The sequence below is a fragment of the Amycolatopsis sp. NPDC003731 genome (assembly GCF_053586895.1).
The window spans coordinates 148619-164744 of record NZ_JBSFNC010000001.1 but is presented as its reverse complement, the minus strand read 5'-3'; the positions used below and the strand labels follow the sequence as shown (position 1 = coordinate 164744).

The window sequence follows — 16126 nt, the reverse complement described above, 5'->3', positions numbered from 1 at the left end:
CCAGCCGGGGCATTTGGAACAGCTCTTAACGAAGGGCGGCCCGGATGGCCTCGAGGACGCTCGGGTCCTCGATCGTCGAGGGCACGGCCTCGTCGCGGCCGTCGGCGATCGCGCGCATGGTCTTGCGCAGGATCTTCCCCGACCGCGTCTTCGGCAGCGCGTCCACAATGGACACGTCACGGAAGGCGGCGACCGGGCCGATGTCCCGGCGGACCATCGCCACCAGTTCCTCGCGCAGCTTTTCCGGCGCGATGCCCGCGCCCGCCTTGAGCACCACGAACCCGCGCGGGAGCTGGCCCTTGAGCTGGTCGGCCACGCCGATCACGGCGCACTCGGCGACCGCCGGGTGGGCGGCCAGCACGGCCTCCATCGACCCGGTGGACAGCCGGTGCCCGGCGACGTTGATGACGTCGTCGGTGCGGCCCATGACGAACAGGTAGCCGTCTTCGTCGAAGTAACCGGAGTCGCCGGTCAGGTAGTGGCCTTCGTAGCGGGAGAGGTAGGCCTCGCGGTAGCGCTCGTCGTCGCCCCAGAGCGTCGGCAACGACCCCGGCGGCAGCGGCAGCTTGACCGTGATGGCGCCTTCGCGCCCGGGCGGCAGCTCCTCGCCGGCTTGGTCGAGGATCCGGACGTCCCAGCCGGGGACCGGCTTGGTCGCGGACCCGGCCTTGACGTCCATCGGCTCCAGGCCGCGCGGGTTCGCCGCGATCGGCCAGCCGGTCTCGGTCTGCCACCAGTGGTCGACCACCGGGACGCCGAGCTTCTCGTGGGCCCAGTGGTAGGTCTCCGGGTCGAGCCGCTCGCCGGCCAGGAACAGCGTCCGGAACTGCTTCAGCTCGTACTTCGCCAGCTCGCGGGCGTCCGGGTCGACCTTCTTGACGGCCCGCAGCGCGGTCGGCGCGGTGAACAGGGCCTGGACACCGTGCTCGGCGATGACCCGCCAGAACGCGCCCGCGTCCGGCGTGCCGACGGGCTTGCCCTCGTACATCACCGTCGTCGCTCCGACGAGCAGCGGCGCGTAGACGATGTAGGAGTGCCCGACGACCCAGCCGACGTCGGACGCGGTCCACCAGACGTCGCCGGCGTGGACGTCGTAGACGGCCTCCATCGAGTAGGCGAGCGCGACGGCGTGGCCGCCGGTGTCGCGGACGACGCCCTTCGGCTTCCCGGTCGTCCCGGACGTGTAGAGGATGTAGAGCGGATCGGTGGCCGCGACCGGCACCGGGTCGGCCGGGTCGGCGCCCGCCGCCAGCTCGCGCCAGTCGAAGTGGCGGCCGGCCGTGGCCGGTGCCTGCTCGCGCTGCAGCATGACGACGTGGTCGGGCTGGTGCTCGGTCATGCCGAGGGCGGCCTCGATGATCGGCTGGTACTCGACCACCCGCGTCGGCTCGATGCCGCAGGACGCGGCCAGGATGACCTTGGGTTTCGCGTCCTCGATCCGGGCGGCCAGCTCCTTCGGCGCGAACCCGCCGAAGACCACCGAGTGCACCGCGCCGATCCGCGCGCAGGCCAGCATGGCGATCGCGGCCTCCGGCACCATCGGCAGGTAGACGATGACCCGGTCACCCTTAGTGACCCCCAGCGAGCGCAGCGCGCCGGCGAACCGCGCGACGGTGTCCCGCAGCTCCTCGTAGGTGTAGGTGCGTTGCCGTCCGGTCACGGGAGAGTCCCAGATCAGCGCGGCCTGGCCGCCGCGGCCGGCCTCGATGTGCCGGTCCAGCGCGTTGTACGAGGTGTTCAGCTCGGCGTCCGGGAACCACCGGTAGAAGGGTGGGCGGGCGTCGTCCAAGGCCCGCTCCGGCGCTCTGGTCCAGCTGATCGACTGGGCCGCGGCCAGCCAGAACGCGTCCCGCTCGGCCAGGCTGCGCCGGTAGGCTTCGGAGTACGCGCCCATGCTCGGCTCCTTCGGGTCGGACGTTCCGCCGGTCCCATCATGGCGCGGGAGCGGCGGGCGCGCCGGATTCCCGCGCGGAAAGACCCGGCAACCTCACGGAGCCCGGGAGCGTCCTAAGCTGGACCGCGGGCAAACGCCGCGTGACGGCCACGAAGTGAACACGGACAGTGAGGGGAGCCCGGCGGTGAACGGACTCGCGAGCGCGTTGCTCTCGCTAGCCCATTCCTTGTTCGGCCCGGGTTTCTGCCCCGGCGACTGGGTCTGGGCCACGAGTGCGGCCGGTGCGCTGGTCGCGCTGCTCCCGCCGATCGGCGCGGTCGCCGTGTCGATCATCCGGAAGGGCACCGGCAACCGCTACGACGCCACGACACTGGGCGTCTTCGGCGTGATCGGCCTGCTCAGCACGCTGGTGCTGCCGTGGCTGCTGGCCATCGGCGTCTCGGGCGTCTTCCAGGCGGCCTACGGCAAGGCGAAGACCGGGCTGTCGGCGACCGAGCTGTCGACGCTGAACGGCCCCGGTGGCTGCTGGGTGGACAACCAGCGGGACTACCTGGGCGGCGGCCAGACCGTCTTCGACGTGCTGTCCTCGCAGAACGGCAAGGACCTCCCGTTCTTCGTGTACCTGCTGGCGTTCATCGTGCTGGGTGCCGGCTCGCTGTTCTTCGTGATGCTGCAGGGCCGCACGGCCTTCCGCCGCGGCCCGAAGTGGCCGTCGCGGTTCTTCTGGATCCCGTTCGCCGCGATGCTCGTGTTCAGCGTCGGCATGGAGGCGAACACCGCGCTGCACTTCTGGCTCGGGTTCCTGCCGTTCAGCGTGCTGGGGCTGATCCCGGTCGCGATGGTCGGGCCGCCGCCGTGGTCGGTGATCAACCGGTCGGACCGGCCGGACGAGCCGCCGCTGCGTCGCGAACCGGAGCTGCACCGCCCGCCGCCGTCGCAGGTCCAGCCGCGTCCGACCCCGCCGCCCCCACCGCCGCCCCCGGCCAACCGCCCGTACCCGAAGACGGCGCTGGCGTCCGCGCCCGAGCCGCCGTCCCCGCCGGGGGGCATGCTGGCCGCGGCCCCGGGCCCGATCCCGCCGCCGCCGGGCTCCCGCAACGCCGGTGGCAGCCGCTACCGGCGCGTCAAGCAGCTGGGCGCGGGCGGGTTCGGCACGGTCTGGCAGGCCGTGGACACCCAGCTGAACCGCACGGTCGCGCTGAAGATCGCGCACGCGCCGGACCGCGACACGGCCGAGCGCATGCAGCGCGAGGCCCGCGCGCTGGCCGTGGTCAGCCACCCGAACTGCGTCAAGGTGTACGACCTGGCCGAGGAGCCGGACGGCCTGGCGCTGGTGATGGAGTACCTGGAGGGCCGCCCCCTGGCCGAGCTGGTCGACGGCCAGGGCCCGCTGGACGACGTCGCGGCGGGCCGCCTGTGGGCGACGATGGCGGGCGCACTGGCGGCGGCGCACGAGAAGGGCGTCCTGCACCGCGACATCAAGCCGTCGAACATCGTGCTCGACCCGAGCGGCCTGGCCCACCTGATCGACTTCGGCATCGCCCGCAGCCAGGGCGACTCGAAGATGACGGCGACCGGCATGATGATCGGCACGCCGGACTTCGTGGCCCCCGAGCAGGCGATGGGCTCGGCGGCGTCGCCGGCCTCGGACGCGTGGCAGCTGGCGGCGACGATCAGTTACGCGCTGTCGGGCCAGCCGCCGCGTGGGACGCGCGAGACACCGATGGCGGCGTTGATGGCGGCGGCCCGGGCGGAGCCGGTGTCGCGGCTGCCCCAGCGGAGTGCGCACGCGCGGCTGCTGGCGGCGTCACTCGACCCGGAGCCACGCCGGCGCCCGACGCTGAACGCGGTGCGGCGCGAGGTCGAGGGCTGGCTGTCGCGGGCGGGCAAGTCCGCGGACGGCCCGGTGACGCGGGTGGTGCCGCGCCAGCCGGGGAGCCAGCTGCCCCGCCGCTAGCCGGGCTTGACCGCCGAGAACGTCACGGTCTCCTTCGGGCGGGTCTGCACCTCGACCTGCTCGAACCCGGCCTTCTTCAGCCGCTGCGCCAGGGTAGATGCGTCGAGCACGTTCATCGTGTCGCCGATGTGCAGCAGCCGGAACCGGAAGCTGAGCTGGCTGTCCGTGCCGCAGAACCTCCCGCCCGGCCGCAGGACCCTGGCCGCTTCGGCGAAGATCGCGTCCTGCAGCTCGGTCGTCGGGACGTGGTGCAGCATCGTGAAGCAGACGACCGCCGAGAAGCGGCCCTCCGCGAAGGGCATCTCGGCGCCGCTGCCCTCGTGGACGTCGGCGCGGTCGCCGAACTTCTCGCGCAGGAGCTGGGTGGAAGCCGGGTCGATCTCCAGGACCGTCAGCTTCGGGACCACGTCGAGCAGCAGGTTCGTCGTCGCGCCGAAGCCGGGGCCGAGCTCGAGGACGTCGTCGCCGAGGTCCTGGCGGGCCAGCCAGGGCTTCAGGAGCCGCTCGATCTTGTCCGCCCACCAGGCGGACCGGCAGAGCTTGCGGTGGATGAGGTTCATCGGCATGGTCCCGACGCTATTTCGGGGCGCGGGTGGCCGGTAGCCGATACGCTGCCAACTCATGTCGCCAAACAGCCAAGCCATGCTTCTCGGCGCGCTCGACCTGCCCGCCGGGACCTGGTTCCCGTGGCACGAACACCCGGCGCACCAGCTCGTCTGGTCGGCGCGCGGGGTCGTCGCGGTCAAGGCAGGCGACGCGGGCTGGGTCCTCCCGCCGACGCGGGCCCTCTGGATGCCCGCCGGCGTGCGGCACCGGACCGGCGCTCTCGGGCGGGCCGCGCTGCGGGGCATCTACGCCGACCCGGCGCACTCGCCGGTGTCGTGGCCGGAACCGCGGATCGTCGTCGTCCGGCCGTTGCTGCGGGAACTGCTGGAGTACCTGACCGGCGACGGCGTCGCGCCCGACGCCCGGCTGCGCGCCGAAGCCGTGGCCTTCGACCTGCTGGAACCCCTCGACGTGGTGCCGATCGTGGTGCCGTCACCGGACGACGCCCGGGCGCGGGACGTCGAGCGCGCGGTGCTGGCGAACCCGGCCGACGCCCGCACGCTCGCCGAGTTCGGCCGGGACGTCGGCGCCGCGGAACGCACGCTGGCGCGAATCTTCGTCCGGGAGTGCCGGATGCCGTTCGGGACCTGGCGCACGCAGGTGCGGCTGCGTGCGGCCCTGCCGCTGCTGGCCCAGGGCACGCCGCTGGAGACGGTGGCCTACCGGGTCGGGTACAGCTCGGCCAGCGCGTTCGTCGCCGCCTTCCGGCGCGCCGTCGGGGTCACGCCGGGCGCCTACTTCGCGGGCTGAGCTACCGCCAGGACGGCAGCCAGCGCTCGGCCTCCCACTGGCCGTTCGTGATCGCGATGCCGTTCAGGATCGGCCACAGCCAGGCGAAGTTCGCCACCACCAGCCCGACGTACAGCGACACCACGAGCAGACCGGTCCCACGTCTTTCGAAGCCGCGCCGCGCGCTGCCCAGGATCTGGCCCAGGCACAACGTCAGCCCCAGCACCAGGAACGCCGCCAGCGGGGTCGCGTAGAAGAAGTACATCTGGCGGTCGATGTTGGTGAACCAGAAGACGTACCCGCCGAGGTAACCGACCAGGACCGCCGCGAAGCGCCAGTCCGCGCGGAAGATCGAGCGCCAGGCCGCCCAGCCGAGCATCGGGATCGCCAGCCACCACATCGCCGGGGTGCCGATCAGCATCGTCGCGCTGATGCAGCGGGCCTCGCCGCAGCCGGTGACTTCGCCGTTGTAGCTGTAGAGCATCGGGCGCAGGCCCATCGGCCACGTCCACGGCTTGGACTCCCACGGGTGCGGGTTGTCCTTGGGCGTGACCAGCGTTTCGTGGAAGTGCAGGACGTTCGCCGTGTAGTCGCCGAGCGAGCGCAGCGCCGGCGGCACCCACGACCAGAAGCCCGGCGCGATGTCCTTGATCTCGGTGTAGTGCCGGTCGGTCGCCGTCTCGCTGGCGAACCAGGCCCAGTACGCGGCGAAGTACATCAGGAACGGGATGATCAGGATGGCCCACAGCGCGGGCAGCACGTCCCGGCGGATCGTGCCCAGCCAGGGCCGTTCGACGCCGGCCGCACGCCGGGCCGCGACGTCGAAGAACACGCACAGCAGCCCGAACGCGACGATGTAGTACAGCGCCGACCACTTGACGCCGAAGGTGAGCCCGATCATCAGCCCGGTCGCGAACCGCCACCAGCGGAAGCCCAGCTTGGGGCCCCAGACGGACTCGTTGACCCAGCCCTCGCGGACCGCCGTCGCCAGCCGTTCGCGCACCTGGTCGCGGTCCACCAGCAGGCAGGCGAACGCGGCGAAGACGAACAGCGCGATGAAGATGTCGAGCATGCCCATCCGCGACTGCAGGTGCAGCACGCCGTCGCTGATCACCAGGATGCCGGCGATGCCCCCGAGCAGCGTGGAGCGGGTCAGGCGCCGGGCGACGCGGACGACCAGCAGCACCAGCAGCGTGCCGGCCAGCGCGGGCATGATCCGCCAGCCCCAGCCGTTGTAACCGAACAGCCATTCGCCGATCGCGATCAGCTGCTTGGCCAGCGGCGGGTGGACGACCAGCTCGTAGCCGTAGTTGTCCTCGTAACCGCCGTTGCGCAGCACCTGCCACGCCTGCGGGACGTAGTGCTTCTCGTCGAAGACCGGGCTGCCCTTGTCGGTGGGCACGCCGAGGTTCTGCAGGCGGACGATGCCGCCGATCAGCGTCAGCACCAGGGTGACGACCCAGCCGCGCAGCCGGTCGGCCGGCATGCCTCGGCCGAGCAGGGTCAGCTCGCGGTCGGTGGGCGGCCGGAGCGCCTCGACCGGGTCCGGCCGGACGCTTTCGTCGTCGGGACGGGTCAGCACGGCGGTCACGGGGCGATCCTACGGGCGAGGCAGGGCGTCCGTCGTCCGGATCCGCTGATCAGCCTAGGCTGGCCGGGTGACCCAGGGCCGTCTGATCCTCGCCGCCACCCCGCTCGGCGACGTCCGCGACGCTTCCCCGCGCCTGGCTTCGGCCCTGGCGGACGCGGACGTGATCGCCGCCGAGGACACCCGCCGGTTCCGGTCGCTGGCGACGGCGCTGGGCGTGACCCCGCGCGGCCGCGTGGTGAGCTTCTACGAGGACGTCGAGTCGGCGCGCCTCCCCAAGCTGCTCGAAGCGTTGCAGGCGGGCGAAACGGTGGTCCTGGTGACGGACGCGGGCATGCCGAGCGTGTCCGACCCGGGCTTCCGCCTGGTGGCGGCGTGCGTGGCGGAGGATCTACCGGTGACGTGCCTGCCCGGCCCGTCCGCGGTGACGACGGCGCTGGCGTTGTCCGGTTTGCCGTGCGACCGGTTCTGTTTCGAGGGCTTCGCGCCCCGCAAGCCGGGCGAGCGCACGCGCTGGCTGACGGCGTTGCGCGACGAGCCCCGGACGGCGGTGTTCTTCGAGTCCCCGCACCGCCTGGCATCCCTTTTGTCCGATGCGGCCGCGGTTCTGGGGCCGGACCGGCGCGCGGCGGTGTGCCGGGAGCTGACGAAGACGTACGAAGAGGTGAAGCGGGGAACGCTGGCGGAGCTGGCTGCGTGGGCCGAGGACGGGGTGCGCGGCGAGATCACGGTGGTGCTCTCGGGCGCCGAGCCGCGCGCGGTTTCGGTGGCGGACCTGGTGGGCGAGGTGGCCGACCGGGTGGCGTCCGGCGAGCGCCTGAAGTCCGCGGCGGCGGAGGTCGCCGCGGCGGCCGGGGTGTCCAAAAAGGAGCTTTACGACGCCGTGCTGGCGGCGCGGGTCAGGTGAGCAGCGCCGTCACCGCGGCATGCGCCTTCGCCGCGTCCGGGGCGTCGCCGGTGATCACGTCGGTGTAGACGAACGACTCGCCGATCCGGACCAGCAGGTAAGCCAGATCCGGCACCGGCAGCGGCGGGACCAGCCGCCCGGCCGCGACCTCGCCCTCCAGCAGGGTGACCAGCTTCTCCGTCGTCCGGCGTTGGCAAACGCTTGCGCGGGTCGTCAGCAGCCGCAAAGCGCGCTCCGGCTCGCGGCGCAGGAAGTCGCGGAACGGCGGTGCGTCGTTCGCCAGCCGGACGTACCCGCTCACGAAGTCCGCGATCCCGGCCGCGCCGCGGCCGGCGCATGAAGGCCACAGGTGGGCGATCGTGACCTCCGAGAGCGACCACAGGATCTCGCCCAGCAGCAGGTCGCGAGACCCCACTCGCCGGTGCAGCGTCGCGCGGCTGATCGACAGCTCCTGAGCCAGCTCGCCCATGTCCAGCCGGCGGCCGGACAGGAACCACTCACGGGCCACCTCGAACTCCTGAGACATATGTCAGAATGTCTCACAACCACGACGGAGAGGGAACGCGACATGCGCGCAGTGCAGGTGACCGAGTTCGGCGGACCCGAGGTGCTCACTCCCGTCGAGCTGCCCGACCCGGTGGCCGGGCCCGGCGAGGTGCTCATCGACGTCGAGCGCATCGGCGTCAACTACGCCGACACCCACCAGGCCGAGAACTCCTACCTCGCGCCGTCCCGGCTGCCGCTCGTCCCCGGCGGCGAGGTCGTCGGCACCCAGGACGGCAAGCGGGTCGTCGCCCTGCTCAACGGCGGTGGCGGGTACGCCGAGAAGGCCGTCGCGCCGTCGGCCACGACGTTCCCGGTGCCCGACGGCATCGACGACCTCACCGCGCTGTCCATGCTGGTCCAGGGCACGACCGCGTGGGTCCTGCTCCGCAAGAACGCCCACCTGGCCGAAGGCGAATCGGTCGTCGTGCACGCGGCCGCCGGCGGGGTCGGGACGGTCGCCGTCCAGCTCGCCAAGGCCTGGGGTGCCGGGCGCGTCATCGCCACCGCGAGCAGCGAGGAGAAGCGCGCGCTGGCCCTCGAGCTGGGGGCGGACATCGCCATCGACTCGCGCGCCGAGGACATGACGGCCGCCCTGATCGAGGCGAACGACGGCCGCCGCGTCGACGTCGTGCTCGACATGGTCGGCGGGACGACCACCGACCAGAGCATCGCCGCCCTCGCCCCCTTCGGGCGGCTGGCGTTCTACGGCATGGCGGGCCGCGAGAACCCGAAGCCGGTGGAGCTGCGCAACATCCTCGGCCACAGCACGACGATCAGCGGCATGTGGCTCCCGCACGTCTTCCGGCTGCCGGGCAACGTCTTCGGGACGGCGCTGACGGAGCTGTTCGACCTGGTGAAGGCGGGCAAGCTCAAGGCGATCCCGGGTGGCGAGTACGCGCTGTCGGACGCCCGTGGCGCGCACGAGGCCCTGCGGTCGCGCAAGACGGTCGGGAAGCTACTGCTCGACCCCGGCAAGTAGGCGTTCCAGGGGTGCCGCCTTGTGGAGGCACTCCTGCCACTCCGCCTCCGGGTCCGAATCCGCCGTGATGCCGCCGCCCACGCCCAGGGCGATCGCGCCCTCGGCGATCTCGAACGTGCGGATCGCGACGTTCAGCTCCAGCCCCGCCGCCGGGGACACCAGCCCGATCGCGCCCGTGTAGACCCCGCGCCCGCACGGCTCCAAGGCCGCGATCAAGTCCAGCGCGCGGATCTTCGGCGCGCCCGTCACCGACCCCGGCGGGAAGGTCGCTTCCAGCAACGCGGCGTCCGGAACCGAGGGCCGCAGCACGCCCGTCACCGTCGAGTCCAGGTGCCAGACCCCGGGCGCCTCGCGGACCTGCAGCAGCGACGGCACCGTCACCGACCCCACCTGGCACACCCGGCCGAGGTCGTTGCGCACCAGGTCGGTGATCATCACGTTCTCCGCGACGTCCTTGGTGGACTGCCGCAGCAGCGCGGCGTTCCCGTCGTCCTCGGGCCCGCGGCGGGGGAGCGTCCCTTTGATCGGCGTCGAGCGCACCGAACGCCGGTGACGGGCGAGGAACAGCTCCGGCGAGAACGAAACCACCGACCCCCACGCCCCCGACAGGAAGGCCGCGCGGCGGGGCGACAGCGAAGACACCCCCGCCGCGAACAACGCCGCGGGAGACCCCGAGAACGGACCCGTGAACCGGGCGCAGATGTTGGCCTGGAACAGCTCGCCGGCTTCGATCGCGTGCACGCACGCCTTCACCGCGTCCCGGTGTTCCGAGGGCAGCGGACGCTGCAGCGGCCCCGCCGTCCACGACGCCGGGGGCACGGGCGAAGCCAGCAGCGACTCCATTGTGGACACCGAGGGGCCGCCGCCGTCCAGGGACTCCAGGTAGCACGTACCCGTGCCGGACCACCGCAGCACGTGGTCCGCCCAGCCCCAGGCGGACGCGGGCAGCGCGCCGGTGCGGCCGGACGGGTCCGCCGAGTCGTAGGACAGGTAGCCGAACCAGCCGCCGCCGAGCACGCCGGGGGCGGCGTCGACCTCCGGCGCGAAGGAAGGCAACGCGGACGGGGCGACCGCCAGCGACGGCGCGATCACCGCCCGGGAAGAAAACCACTCACCGGACAGCATGGCCGGCGGTGGCAACCCGTGCGAAGCGGCGTGGTGGGCGAGCACCGAGAACGCGTGCGCCGGCGTCACGTCCGTCCGGAGTGCCCTGCTCGTCACGCGCATGGCGACATACCACCACACGTCAGAGCAGCAAGTCGCCCAATGTGAACGGGTACACGACGGCGTTCTGCTCCACCGGCGCCGCGATGCCGGGGACGTCCGGGGCGTAGGCGTGCTGGTGCACGCCGAGCCGCGAGTGGAACCAGCCCGGCCGCCCGGGGATGCCGTTGTGCCGGATCAGCCACAGCACGACCTCGCTGTCGGCCCAGCGGTCCGGGTGCAGCCGGTGCGCCCAGCAGTCGTGGTCGGCGTAAACCAGTACCCGCTCGATGCGGGCCGCGTGGCGGACGTGCTTGATCCACGCCTTGACGAACCGGTCGTCGACGCTCGGCGCCGCGACCTCCAGTGCCGGGGCCAGCGAGCCCGGGGCGAACGCGCCGAGCCGGCTCGCCGTCCGCACGAAGAAGTCCGCCTGGTCGTGCACGGCGCCGGGCCGGGCGTAGTGCCGACCGCCCGCGTGCAGCCCGGCTTCCTGCGCGCCGGCCAGGTTCCGCTCCGCGGCGGGGTTGCTCCAGTTGACGTTCTCGCTGATCGTCACCGACACGAACCGGGTCTGGGCGGCGCGCACGGCCTGCCAGTCGGCCACCCGCTCGCGGTGCGACAGCGAAATGCCGAGTTCACTCTCCGGCTCTGTCACGGTCCGCCCCCGGCACGTCGGTGGAGAGCACACCATACGTCGCCGGGGACGGACCCGCAGTGACAAACGCGCGGTTGATCAGGCGTTTTCGCGCTGGAACGTCCGGGTGCCCCACCACAGGGACAACACCGCCATCACCAGCACCACGACACTGCCCGTGAACAGGGCGTCCATCGTGAAGTCGCCGCCGAAGCTGTTCCGCTCGACGTCGACCACGTGCCGGAACGGGTTGATCCGCGAAACCGTGTAGAGCCAGTCCGGCGCCCGCCCGGCGGTGATCGGCAGCAGGATGCCGGAAAGCAGCAGCAGCGGGATCAACACCGCGTTGAGCAAGGCCGGGAACGTCTCCTCGCTCTTCAGCGTCAACGCCAGCGCGTAGGAGCACGACGCCAGCGACACCGCCAGCAGGAACACGATCACCAGGCTCAGCAGCACGCCGCCCGCCGGGGCGTCGAGCGGGAACACCAGCGTGGCCAGCACGATGATCAGCACGGCCTGCACCACCGCCTGCAGCGCGTTGGCCAGCACCTTGCCCAGCAGCAGCGCGACCCGGCTGACCGGCGTCACCCGGAACCGCTCGACGACGCCGGAGCGGTATTCGGCCAGCAGCCCGAAGCCGACGAACGAGCTGCCGAACAGGGCCAGCTGGGCGATCAGCGCCGGGGTCAGCAGCATCCAGCCCGCCGTTTCGGTCAGGCCCTGGTCCTGCACGGTCCGGACCATCAGCGGCCCGAACAGGAACAGGTACAGCAGCGGCTGCATGATCCCGATCAGCACCCAGGTCGGGTTGCGCAGCGCCGCCAGCATGTCGCGGCGGAAGATCAGCCAGGTGTCACGCAGCACGGCCGGCCTCCTCCGCTTCCCGCAGCGAACGCCCGGTGAGTGTCAGGAAGACGTCGTCGAGCGTCGGCCGGTGGACCTGCACCGACAGCATCGCGATGCTCTTCGCGTCCAGCGCCCGCAGCAGCTCCGGCAGCGCGACGTCGCCGCGCGGCACCCGGAACCGGACCTCCCCGCCGTCGACGGACAGCTCCTGAACACCCGCGAGCCGCCCGGCGATCTCCGCGGCGTCCGCGGCCTGCTCCGGCTCGACACCCACCTCGACGCGGTCGCCGTTGACCCGCGCCTTGAGCGCGTCCGACGTCCCTTCGGCGACGATCCGGCCGTCGTCGATCACGATCAGGCGGTCCGACAGCGCGTCCGCCTCGTCCAGGTAGTGGGTGGTCAGGAAGACCGTGACGCCCTGCTCCGCGCGCAGCCGGCGGATGTGGTCCCACAGGTTGGCGCGGCTCTGCGGGTCGAGGCCGGTCGACGGCTCGTCGAGGAACACCAGGCCGGGCGAGTGGATCAGCCCGAGCGCGATGTCGAGCCGGCGCCGCTGCCCGCCCGAGAGCGTCTTGGTCAGCCGCTGGTCCAGCCCGGTCAGGTCGAGCTGCTCGGCGAGTTCGGCGCCGCGCGCGATCGCGTCGGCCTTGCTCATCCGGTAGAGCCGGCCCTGCAGCTCCAGCTCGTCGGCGACCTTGCTCTCGGGCGCGCTGCCGCCGCCCTGGGCGACGTAGCCGATCCGCTTGCGCACGCCCAGCGGGTCGGACAGGAGGTCGCAGCCGCCGACGGTCGCGGTGCCCGCGGTCGGCTTCAGCAGCGTGGTCAGCATCCGCAGGGTGGTCGTCTTCCCGGCGCCGTTGGGCCCGAGGAAGCCGACCAGCTCACCCGCTTCGACGTCGAGGTCGACGCCCTTCACCGCGTGGACTTCGCCCCCAGTGCGGCCCTTGCGGCGGAACCGCCGCTCGAGACCGCGTGCCGTGATCATGAGATCCCCTCTCGCAGTAGTCCATCTTGACTAATTGAGTCGCACACTGTGCCTCAGAAGAGTGCACTAGTCAAATTTGATTACCGCGGCGGTGAACCTTTCCGCCCGGAACCCCGACTGTCTTGGTGACGCGCACGACGTGAGACGGGGAGACGCGGTGAGCGAGGAACGGCGCAACGAGTTGCTGGTGGTGCGCTGCCAGCTCGGGGAGCGGGCGGCGTTCCACGACCTCGTCCGGCGCTGGCACGGACCGCTGTGGCGCTACGTGCGGGGCATGGTGGGCTCGTCGCACGTCGCGGACGACCTCGCGCAGGAGGCGTGGGTGTCGGTGGTGCGCGGGCTGCCGCGCCTGCAGGAGCCGGACCGGTTCGCCCCGTGGCTGTTCACCATCGCCCGGCGCACCGTGACCGACCACCTGCGCCGGGCGTACGGGGCGCCGCGGACCGCCGAGGCCGAGCCGGACGAGGCCACGGCCGACGACGGCCTCGGTGACGTCCTGACCGCGCTGGAGGTCGAAGCCGGCCTGAGCGGGCTGCCGCCGCTGGAACGCGAGGTGCTGATCCTGTTCCACCTGGAGGACCTCCCGCTGGCCGGCTGCGCGGAGGTGCTCGGCGTCCCGCCGGGCACGGTCAAAAGCAGGCTGCACCGCGCGCGCCGGATGCTGCGGGAGGCCCTGGTGGAGAAGGGGTACGAGGCATGAGTGAGCACGACGACGCGACGGACCGGGCCGTCCCGGTGGAACTGGAGCGCGCGCTGGCGGCGGAGGTCTCGCTGCGCTCCCGGATGCGGCACGTGGCCGTGGGGCTCGCGGGCGGGTGCGGGGCGGCGCTGCTCACCGTGCTGTGGGTGACCGAGCCGCACCCGCTGCCCGCCCGCACCCGGGCCGCCTTCGCCGCGCTGATCGCGGTCGGCCTGGCCTGGGCCGCCTTCGCCGGGTGGGTGCTGAGCCGCCGGCGGCCGCTGTTCGCCCGGGACCGGGTGCTGGGCGCCCGGCTCGCGCTCGCGGTCAGCCTGGCCACCGGCGCCGCCGGCACGGCCGTGGCCGCGTCCCGCGGCACCACGGCCGAGCTCCTGGCCACCGCCCTGACCGGCGGTGTCCTCGTCGTGGCGGCCGGGCTGCTGCTGGCGCGGGCACACGCCCGGCGCGCCGCACTGCTGCGCCTGCGGGACACCCTTCGCGACCAGACCGCCTGATCGCTTCGAGCCGCACGATCAGGCGTTCCGGCCAGGCGTGGCTCGCGTTCGTGATCCCGCCCCACCGCCGGTACAGCTCGCCGACGTGCTCCGGCGTGCCCAGGCCCCTGCCGACCTTCAGCTCCTCGAGCATCAGCTCCGCCTGCCGCTGGCTCCAGCAGGTCCTCGGCGGTCATCTTCTTCAGGCGTGGTAGATCGACCCGGGCTGGACCTCCCTCCCGAAAACGCGCGTGACGCCCTCCGTAGGCTAATAAGGTATGAGCACCCCTGTGTTGACCGCGGTGGCCTGGCCCTATGCCAACGGCCCCCGCCACATCGGCCACGTGTCCGGATTCGGCGTCCCGTCCGACGTCTTCTCCCGCTACCAGCGAATGGCCGGCAACCGGGTGCTCATGGTGTCCGGGACCGACGAACACGGCACCCCGATCACCGTCCAGGCGGACAAGGAGAACTCGACCCCGCAGGAGACGGCGGACAAGTACACCCGCCAGATCGGCACCGACCTGCAGGGCCTCGGCCTCTCCTACGACCTGTTCACCCGCACCACCACCGGCAACCACGCCGAGGTCACGCAGCAGATCTTCCTCGCGCTGCACCGCAACGGCTACGTCGTGCCCAAGACCACCCGCGGGGCGATCAGCCCGTCCACCGGCCGCACGCTGCCCGACCGCTACGTCGAGGGCACCTGCCCGATCTGCGGGTACGACGGCGCGCGCGGCGACCAGTGCGACAACTGCGGCAACCAGCTCGACGCCGCGGAGCTGATCAACCCGAAGTCGCGGATCAACGGCGAGACGCCGAAGTTCGTCGAGACCGAGCACTACTTCCTCGACCTGCCGGCGTTCACCAAGACCCTCGGCGACTGGCTGTCGACGAAGACCGACTGGCGCCCGAACGTCCTCAACTTCACCAAGAACCTGATCGACGACATGCGGCCGCGGCCGATCACCCGCGACCTCGACTGGGGCGTCAAGATCCCCCTCGACGGCTGGCGCGACCAGCCGCTGAAGCGGTTCTACGTCTGGTTCGACGCGGTGATCGGGTACTTCTCGGCCAGCGTCGAGTGGGCGCGGCGCTCCGGGAACCCGGACGCGTGGCAGGAGTGGTGGAACAACGCCGACGCCCGGTCGTACTACTTCATGGGCAAGGACAACATCACCTTCCACGCCCAGATCTGGCCGGCCCTGCTGTTCGGTCACAACGGCGAGGGCGACAAGGGCGGCGAGCCCGGGAAGTACGGCCGCCTCCACCTGCCCGACGAGATCGTCTCGTCCGAGTTCCTCACCATGAGCGGCTCGAAGTTCTCGACCTCGCGCGGGCGCGTGATCTACGTCGAGGACTTCCTGCGCGACTTCGGCCCGGACACGCTGCGGTACTTCATCTCGGTCGCCGGCCCGGAGACCCAGGACACCGACTTCACCTGGGACGAGTTCGTCCGCCGGACCAACTTCGAGCTGGCCAACGAGTGGGGCAACCTGGTCAACCGGTCGATCTCGATGGCGCACAAGAACGTCGGGGCCATCCCGCGCCCGGAGGCGCCGACGGCGGCCGACGAAGAGCTGAAAGCGTTGTCGCGCAAGGCGTTCGGCACCGCGGGCGCGCACCTGGCCCGGTCCCGGTTCAAGCTGGCGGCGGCCGAGGCGATGAAGGTCGTCACCGCGGCGAACAAGTACATCTCCGACCAGGAGCCGTGGAAGCTCAAGGACGACCCCACGCGGCGCGACACGGTGCTGCACACCGCGCTGCAGGTCGTCTCGGACGCCAACACGCTGCTGACGCCGTTCCTGCCGCACTCGGCCCAGAAGGTGCACGAGGCCCTCGGCGGCACCGGCGTCTGGGCCGCCCAGCCGGAGCTCAAGGAGGTCGAGGACCTCGACATCGACGGCCGGGTCAACCCGATCCTCACCGGCGACTACGCGGCCGAGCAGGCGAAGTGGGAGTCGACGCCGATCGAGGTCGGCACGCCCCTGCAGAAGCCGTCGCCGCTGTTCACCAAGCTCGACCCGGCGCTCGGCGAGACCGGTCCCGAGTGGGCGCCGATCATCAAGGAGTGAG

Annotated in this window: 15 protein-coding genes; 7 read left to right on the top strand and 8 right to left on the bottom strand. The window is 72.0% G+C overall.

Features of this window, described 5'->3' with window-relative positions:
• Nucleotides 1–25: 25 nt before the first annotated feature.
• Nucleotides 26–1894 (bottom strand): propionyl-CoA synthetase, encoded by a 1869-nt coding sequence (locus tag ACWDN5_RS00805; RefSeq protein ID WP_449673742.1) that lies wholly within the window; start codon nucleotides 1892–1894, stop codon nucleotides 26–28.
• Between the two features lie 184 nt (nucleotides 1895–2078).
• On the opposite strand from ACWDN5_RS00805, the gene ACWDN5_RS00800 reads away from it, so the two are divergent.
• Entirely contained in the window at nucleotides 2079–3851 is a 1773-nt protein-coding gene (locus ACWDN5_RS00800; RefSeq protein WP_449673741.1) for a serine/threonine-protein kinase, read from the top strand.
• Here the strand turns inward: ACWDN5_RS00800 and ACWDN5_RS00795 are convergent.
• Nucleotides 3848–4417 (bottom strand): class I SAM-dependent methyltransferase, encoded by a 570-nt coding sequence (locus ACWDN5_RS00795; protein ID WP_310973917.1) that lies wholly within the window; start codon nucleotides 4415–4417, stop codon nucleotides 3848–3850. The genes ACWDN5_RS00800 and ACWDN5_RS00795 overlap by 4 nt on opposite strands.
• A 76-nt stretch (nucleotides 4418–4493) precedes the next feature.
• Here ACWDN5_RS00795 and ACWDN5_RS00790 point away from each other — a divergent pair, with 76 nt between their 5' ends.
• On the top strand, nucleotides 4494–5207 hold the full coding sequence (locus ACWDN5_RS00790) for an AraC family transcriptional regulator (protein ID WP_449673784.1): 714 nt from the start codon (nucleotides 4494–4496) through the stop codon (nucleotides 5205–5207).
• 1 nt (nucleotide 5208) lies between these two features.
• On the opposite strand, the gene ACWDN5_RS00785 is transcribed toward ACWDN5_RS00790, so the two are convergent.
• Nucleotides 5209–6777, bottom strand: coding sequence for a dolichyl-phosphate-mannose--protein mannosyltransferase (locus ACWDN5_RS00785; protein WP_310973916.1), 1569 nt, complete (start codon nucleotides 6775–6777; stop codon nucleotides 5209–5211).
• Nucleotides 6778–6844: 67 nt separating this feature from the next.
• Between ACWDN5_RS00785 and rsmI the strand changes: the two genes are divergently transcribed.
• Nucleotides 6845–7681 (top strand): 16S rRNA (cytidine(1402)-2'-O)-methyltransferase, encoded by an 837-nt coding sequence (gene rsmI / locus ACWDN5_RS00780; RefSeq protein WP_449673740.1) that lies wholly within the window; start codon nucleotides 6845–6847, stop codon nucleotides 7679–7681.
• Here the strand turns inward: rsmI and ACWDN5_RS00775 are convergent.
• Complete coding sequence (locus ACWDN5_RS00775; RefSeq protein ID WP_449673739.1) at nucleotides 7674–8207, bottom strand: QsdR family transcriptional regulator; 534 nt, start codon at nucleotides 8205–8207, stop codon at nucleotides 7674–7676. The genes rsmI and ACWDN5_RS00775 overlap by 8 nt on opposite strands.
• A gap of 42 nt (nucleotides 8208–8249) precedes the next feature.
• Here ACWDN5_RS00775 and ACWDN5_RS00770 point away from each other — a divergent pair, with 42 nt between their 5' ends.
• Nucleotides 8250–9206 carry a quinone oxidoreductase family protein gene (locus ACWDN5_RS00770; protein ID WP_449673738.1) on the top strand — a complete coding sequence of 319 codons (957 nt, stop codon included), beginning with the start codon at nucleotides 8250–8252 and terminating at the stop codon, nucleotides 9204–9206.
• Here the strand turns inward: ACWDN5_RS00770 and ACWDN5_RS00765 are convergent.
• The 4 genes from ACWDN5_RS00765 to ACWDN5_RS00750 all read right to left on the bottom strand — a co-directional run bounded on the left by ACWDN5_RS00765 (nucleotide 9183) and on the right by ACWDN5_RS00750 (nucleotide 12877).
• Complete coding sequence (locus ACWDN5_RS00765) at nucleotides 9183–10433, bottom strand: aminodeoxychorismate synthase component I (RefSeq protein ID WP_449673737.1); 1251 nt, start codon at nucleotides 10431–10433, stop codon at nucleotides 9183–9185. The two genes, ACWDN5_RS00770 and ACWDN5_RS00765, sit on opposite strands and share 24 nt — an antisense overlap.
• A gap of 19 nt (nucleotides 10434–10452) precedes the next feature.
• The gene (locus ACWDN5_RS00760; RefSeq protein WP_310973908.1) at nucleotides 10453–11067 is read right to left on the bottom strand and encodes a glycoside hydrolase family 25 protein; all 615 of its coding nucleotides are present in this window, start codon (nucleotides 11065–11067) and stop codon (nucleotides 10453–10455) included.
• Nucleotides 11068–11145: 78 nt separating this feature from the next.
• Nucleotides 11146–11910, bottom strand: coding sequence for an ABC transporter permease (locus ACWDN5_RS00755; RefSeq protein ID WP_310973906.1), 765 nt, complete (start codon nucleotides 11908–11910; stop codon nucleotides 11146–11148).
• The gene (locus ACWDN5_RS00750; protein ID WP_449673736.1) at nucleotides 11900–12877 is read right to left on the bottom strand and encodes an ATP-binding cassette domain-containing protein; all 978 of its coding nucleotides are present in this window, start codon (nucleotides 12875–12877) and stop codon (nucleotides 11900–11902) included. The genes ACWDN5_RS00755 and ACWDN5_RS00750 overlap by 11 nt, the downstream gene beginning before the upstream one ends.
• Before the next feature lie 157 nt (nucleotides 12878–13034).
• On the opposite strand from ACWDN5_RS00750, the gene ACWDN5_RS00745 reads away from it, so the two are divergent.
• From ACWDN5_RS00745 to metG, 3 genes are all read left to right on the top strand, one after another.
• The gene (locus ACWDN5_RS00745) at nucleotides 13035–13577 is read left to right on the top strand and encodes an RNA polymerase sigma factor (protein WP_449673735.1); all 543 of its coding nucleotides are present in this window, start codon (nucleotides 13035–13037) and stop codon (nucleotides 13575–13577) included.
• Nucleotides 13574–14071: a hypothetical protein gene (locus ACWDN5_RS00740; RefSeq protein ID WP_449673734.1), complete on the top strand. Its 498-nt coding sequence runs from the start codon at nucleotides 13574–13576 to the stop codon at nucleotides 14069–14071. The genes ACWDN5_RS00745 and ACWDN5_RS00740 overlap by 4 nt, the downstream gene beginning before the upstream one ends.
• 257 nt (nucleotides 14072–14328) lie before the next feature.
• Nucleotides 14329–16125 carry a methionine--tRNA ligase gene (gene metG, locus ACWDN5_RS00735; RefSeq protein WP_449673733.1) on the top strand — a complete coding sequence of 599 codons (1797 nt, stop codon included), beginning with the start codon at nucleotides 14329–14331 and terminating at the stop codon, nucleotides 16123–16125.
• Nucleotide 16126: the final 1 nt, after the last annotated feature.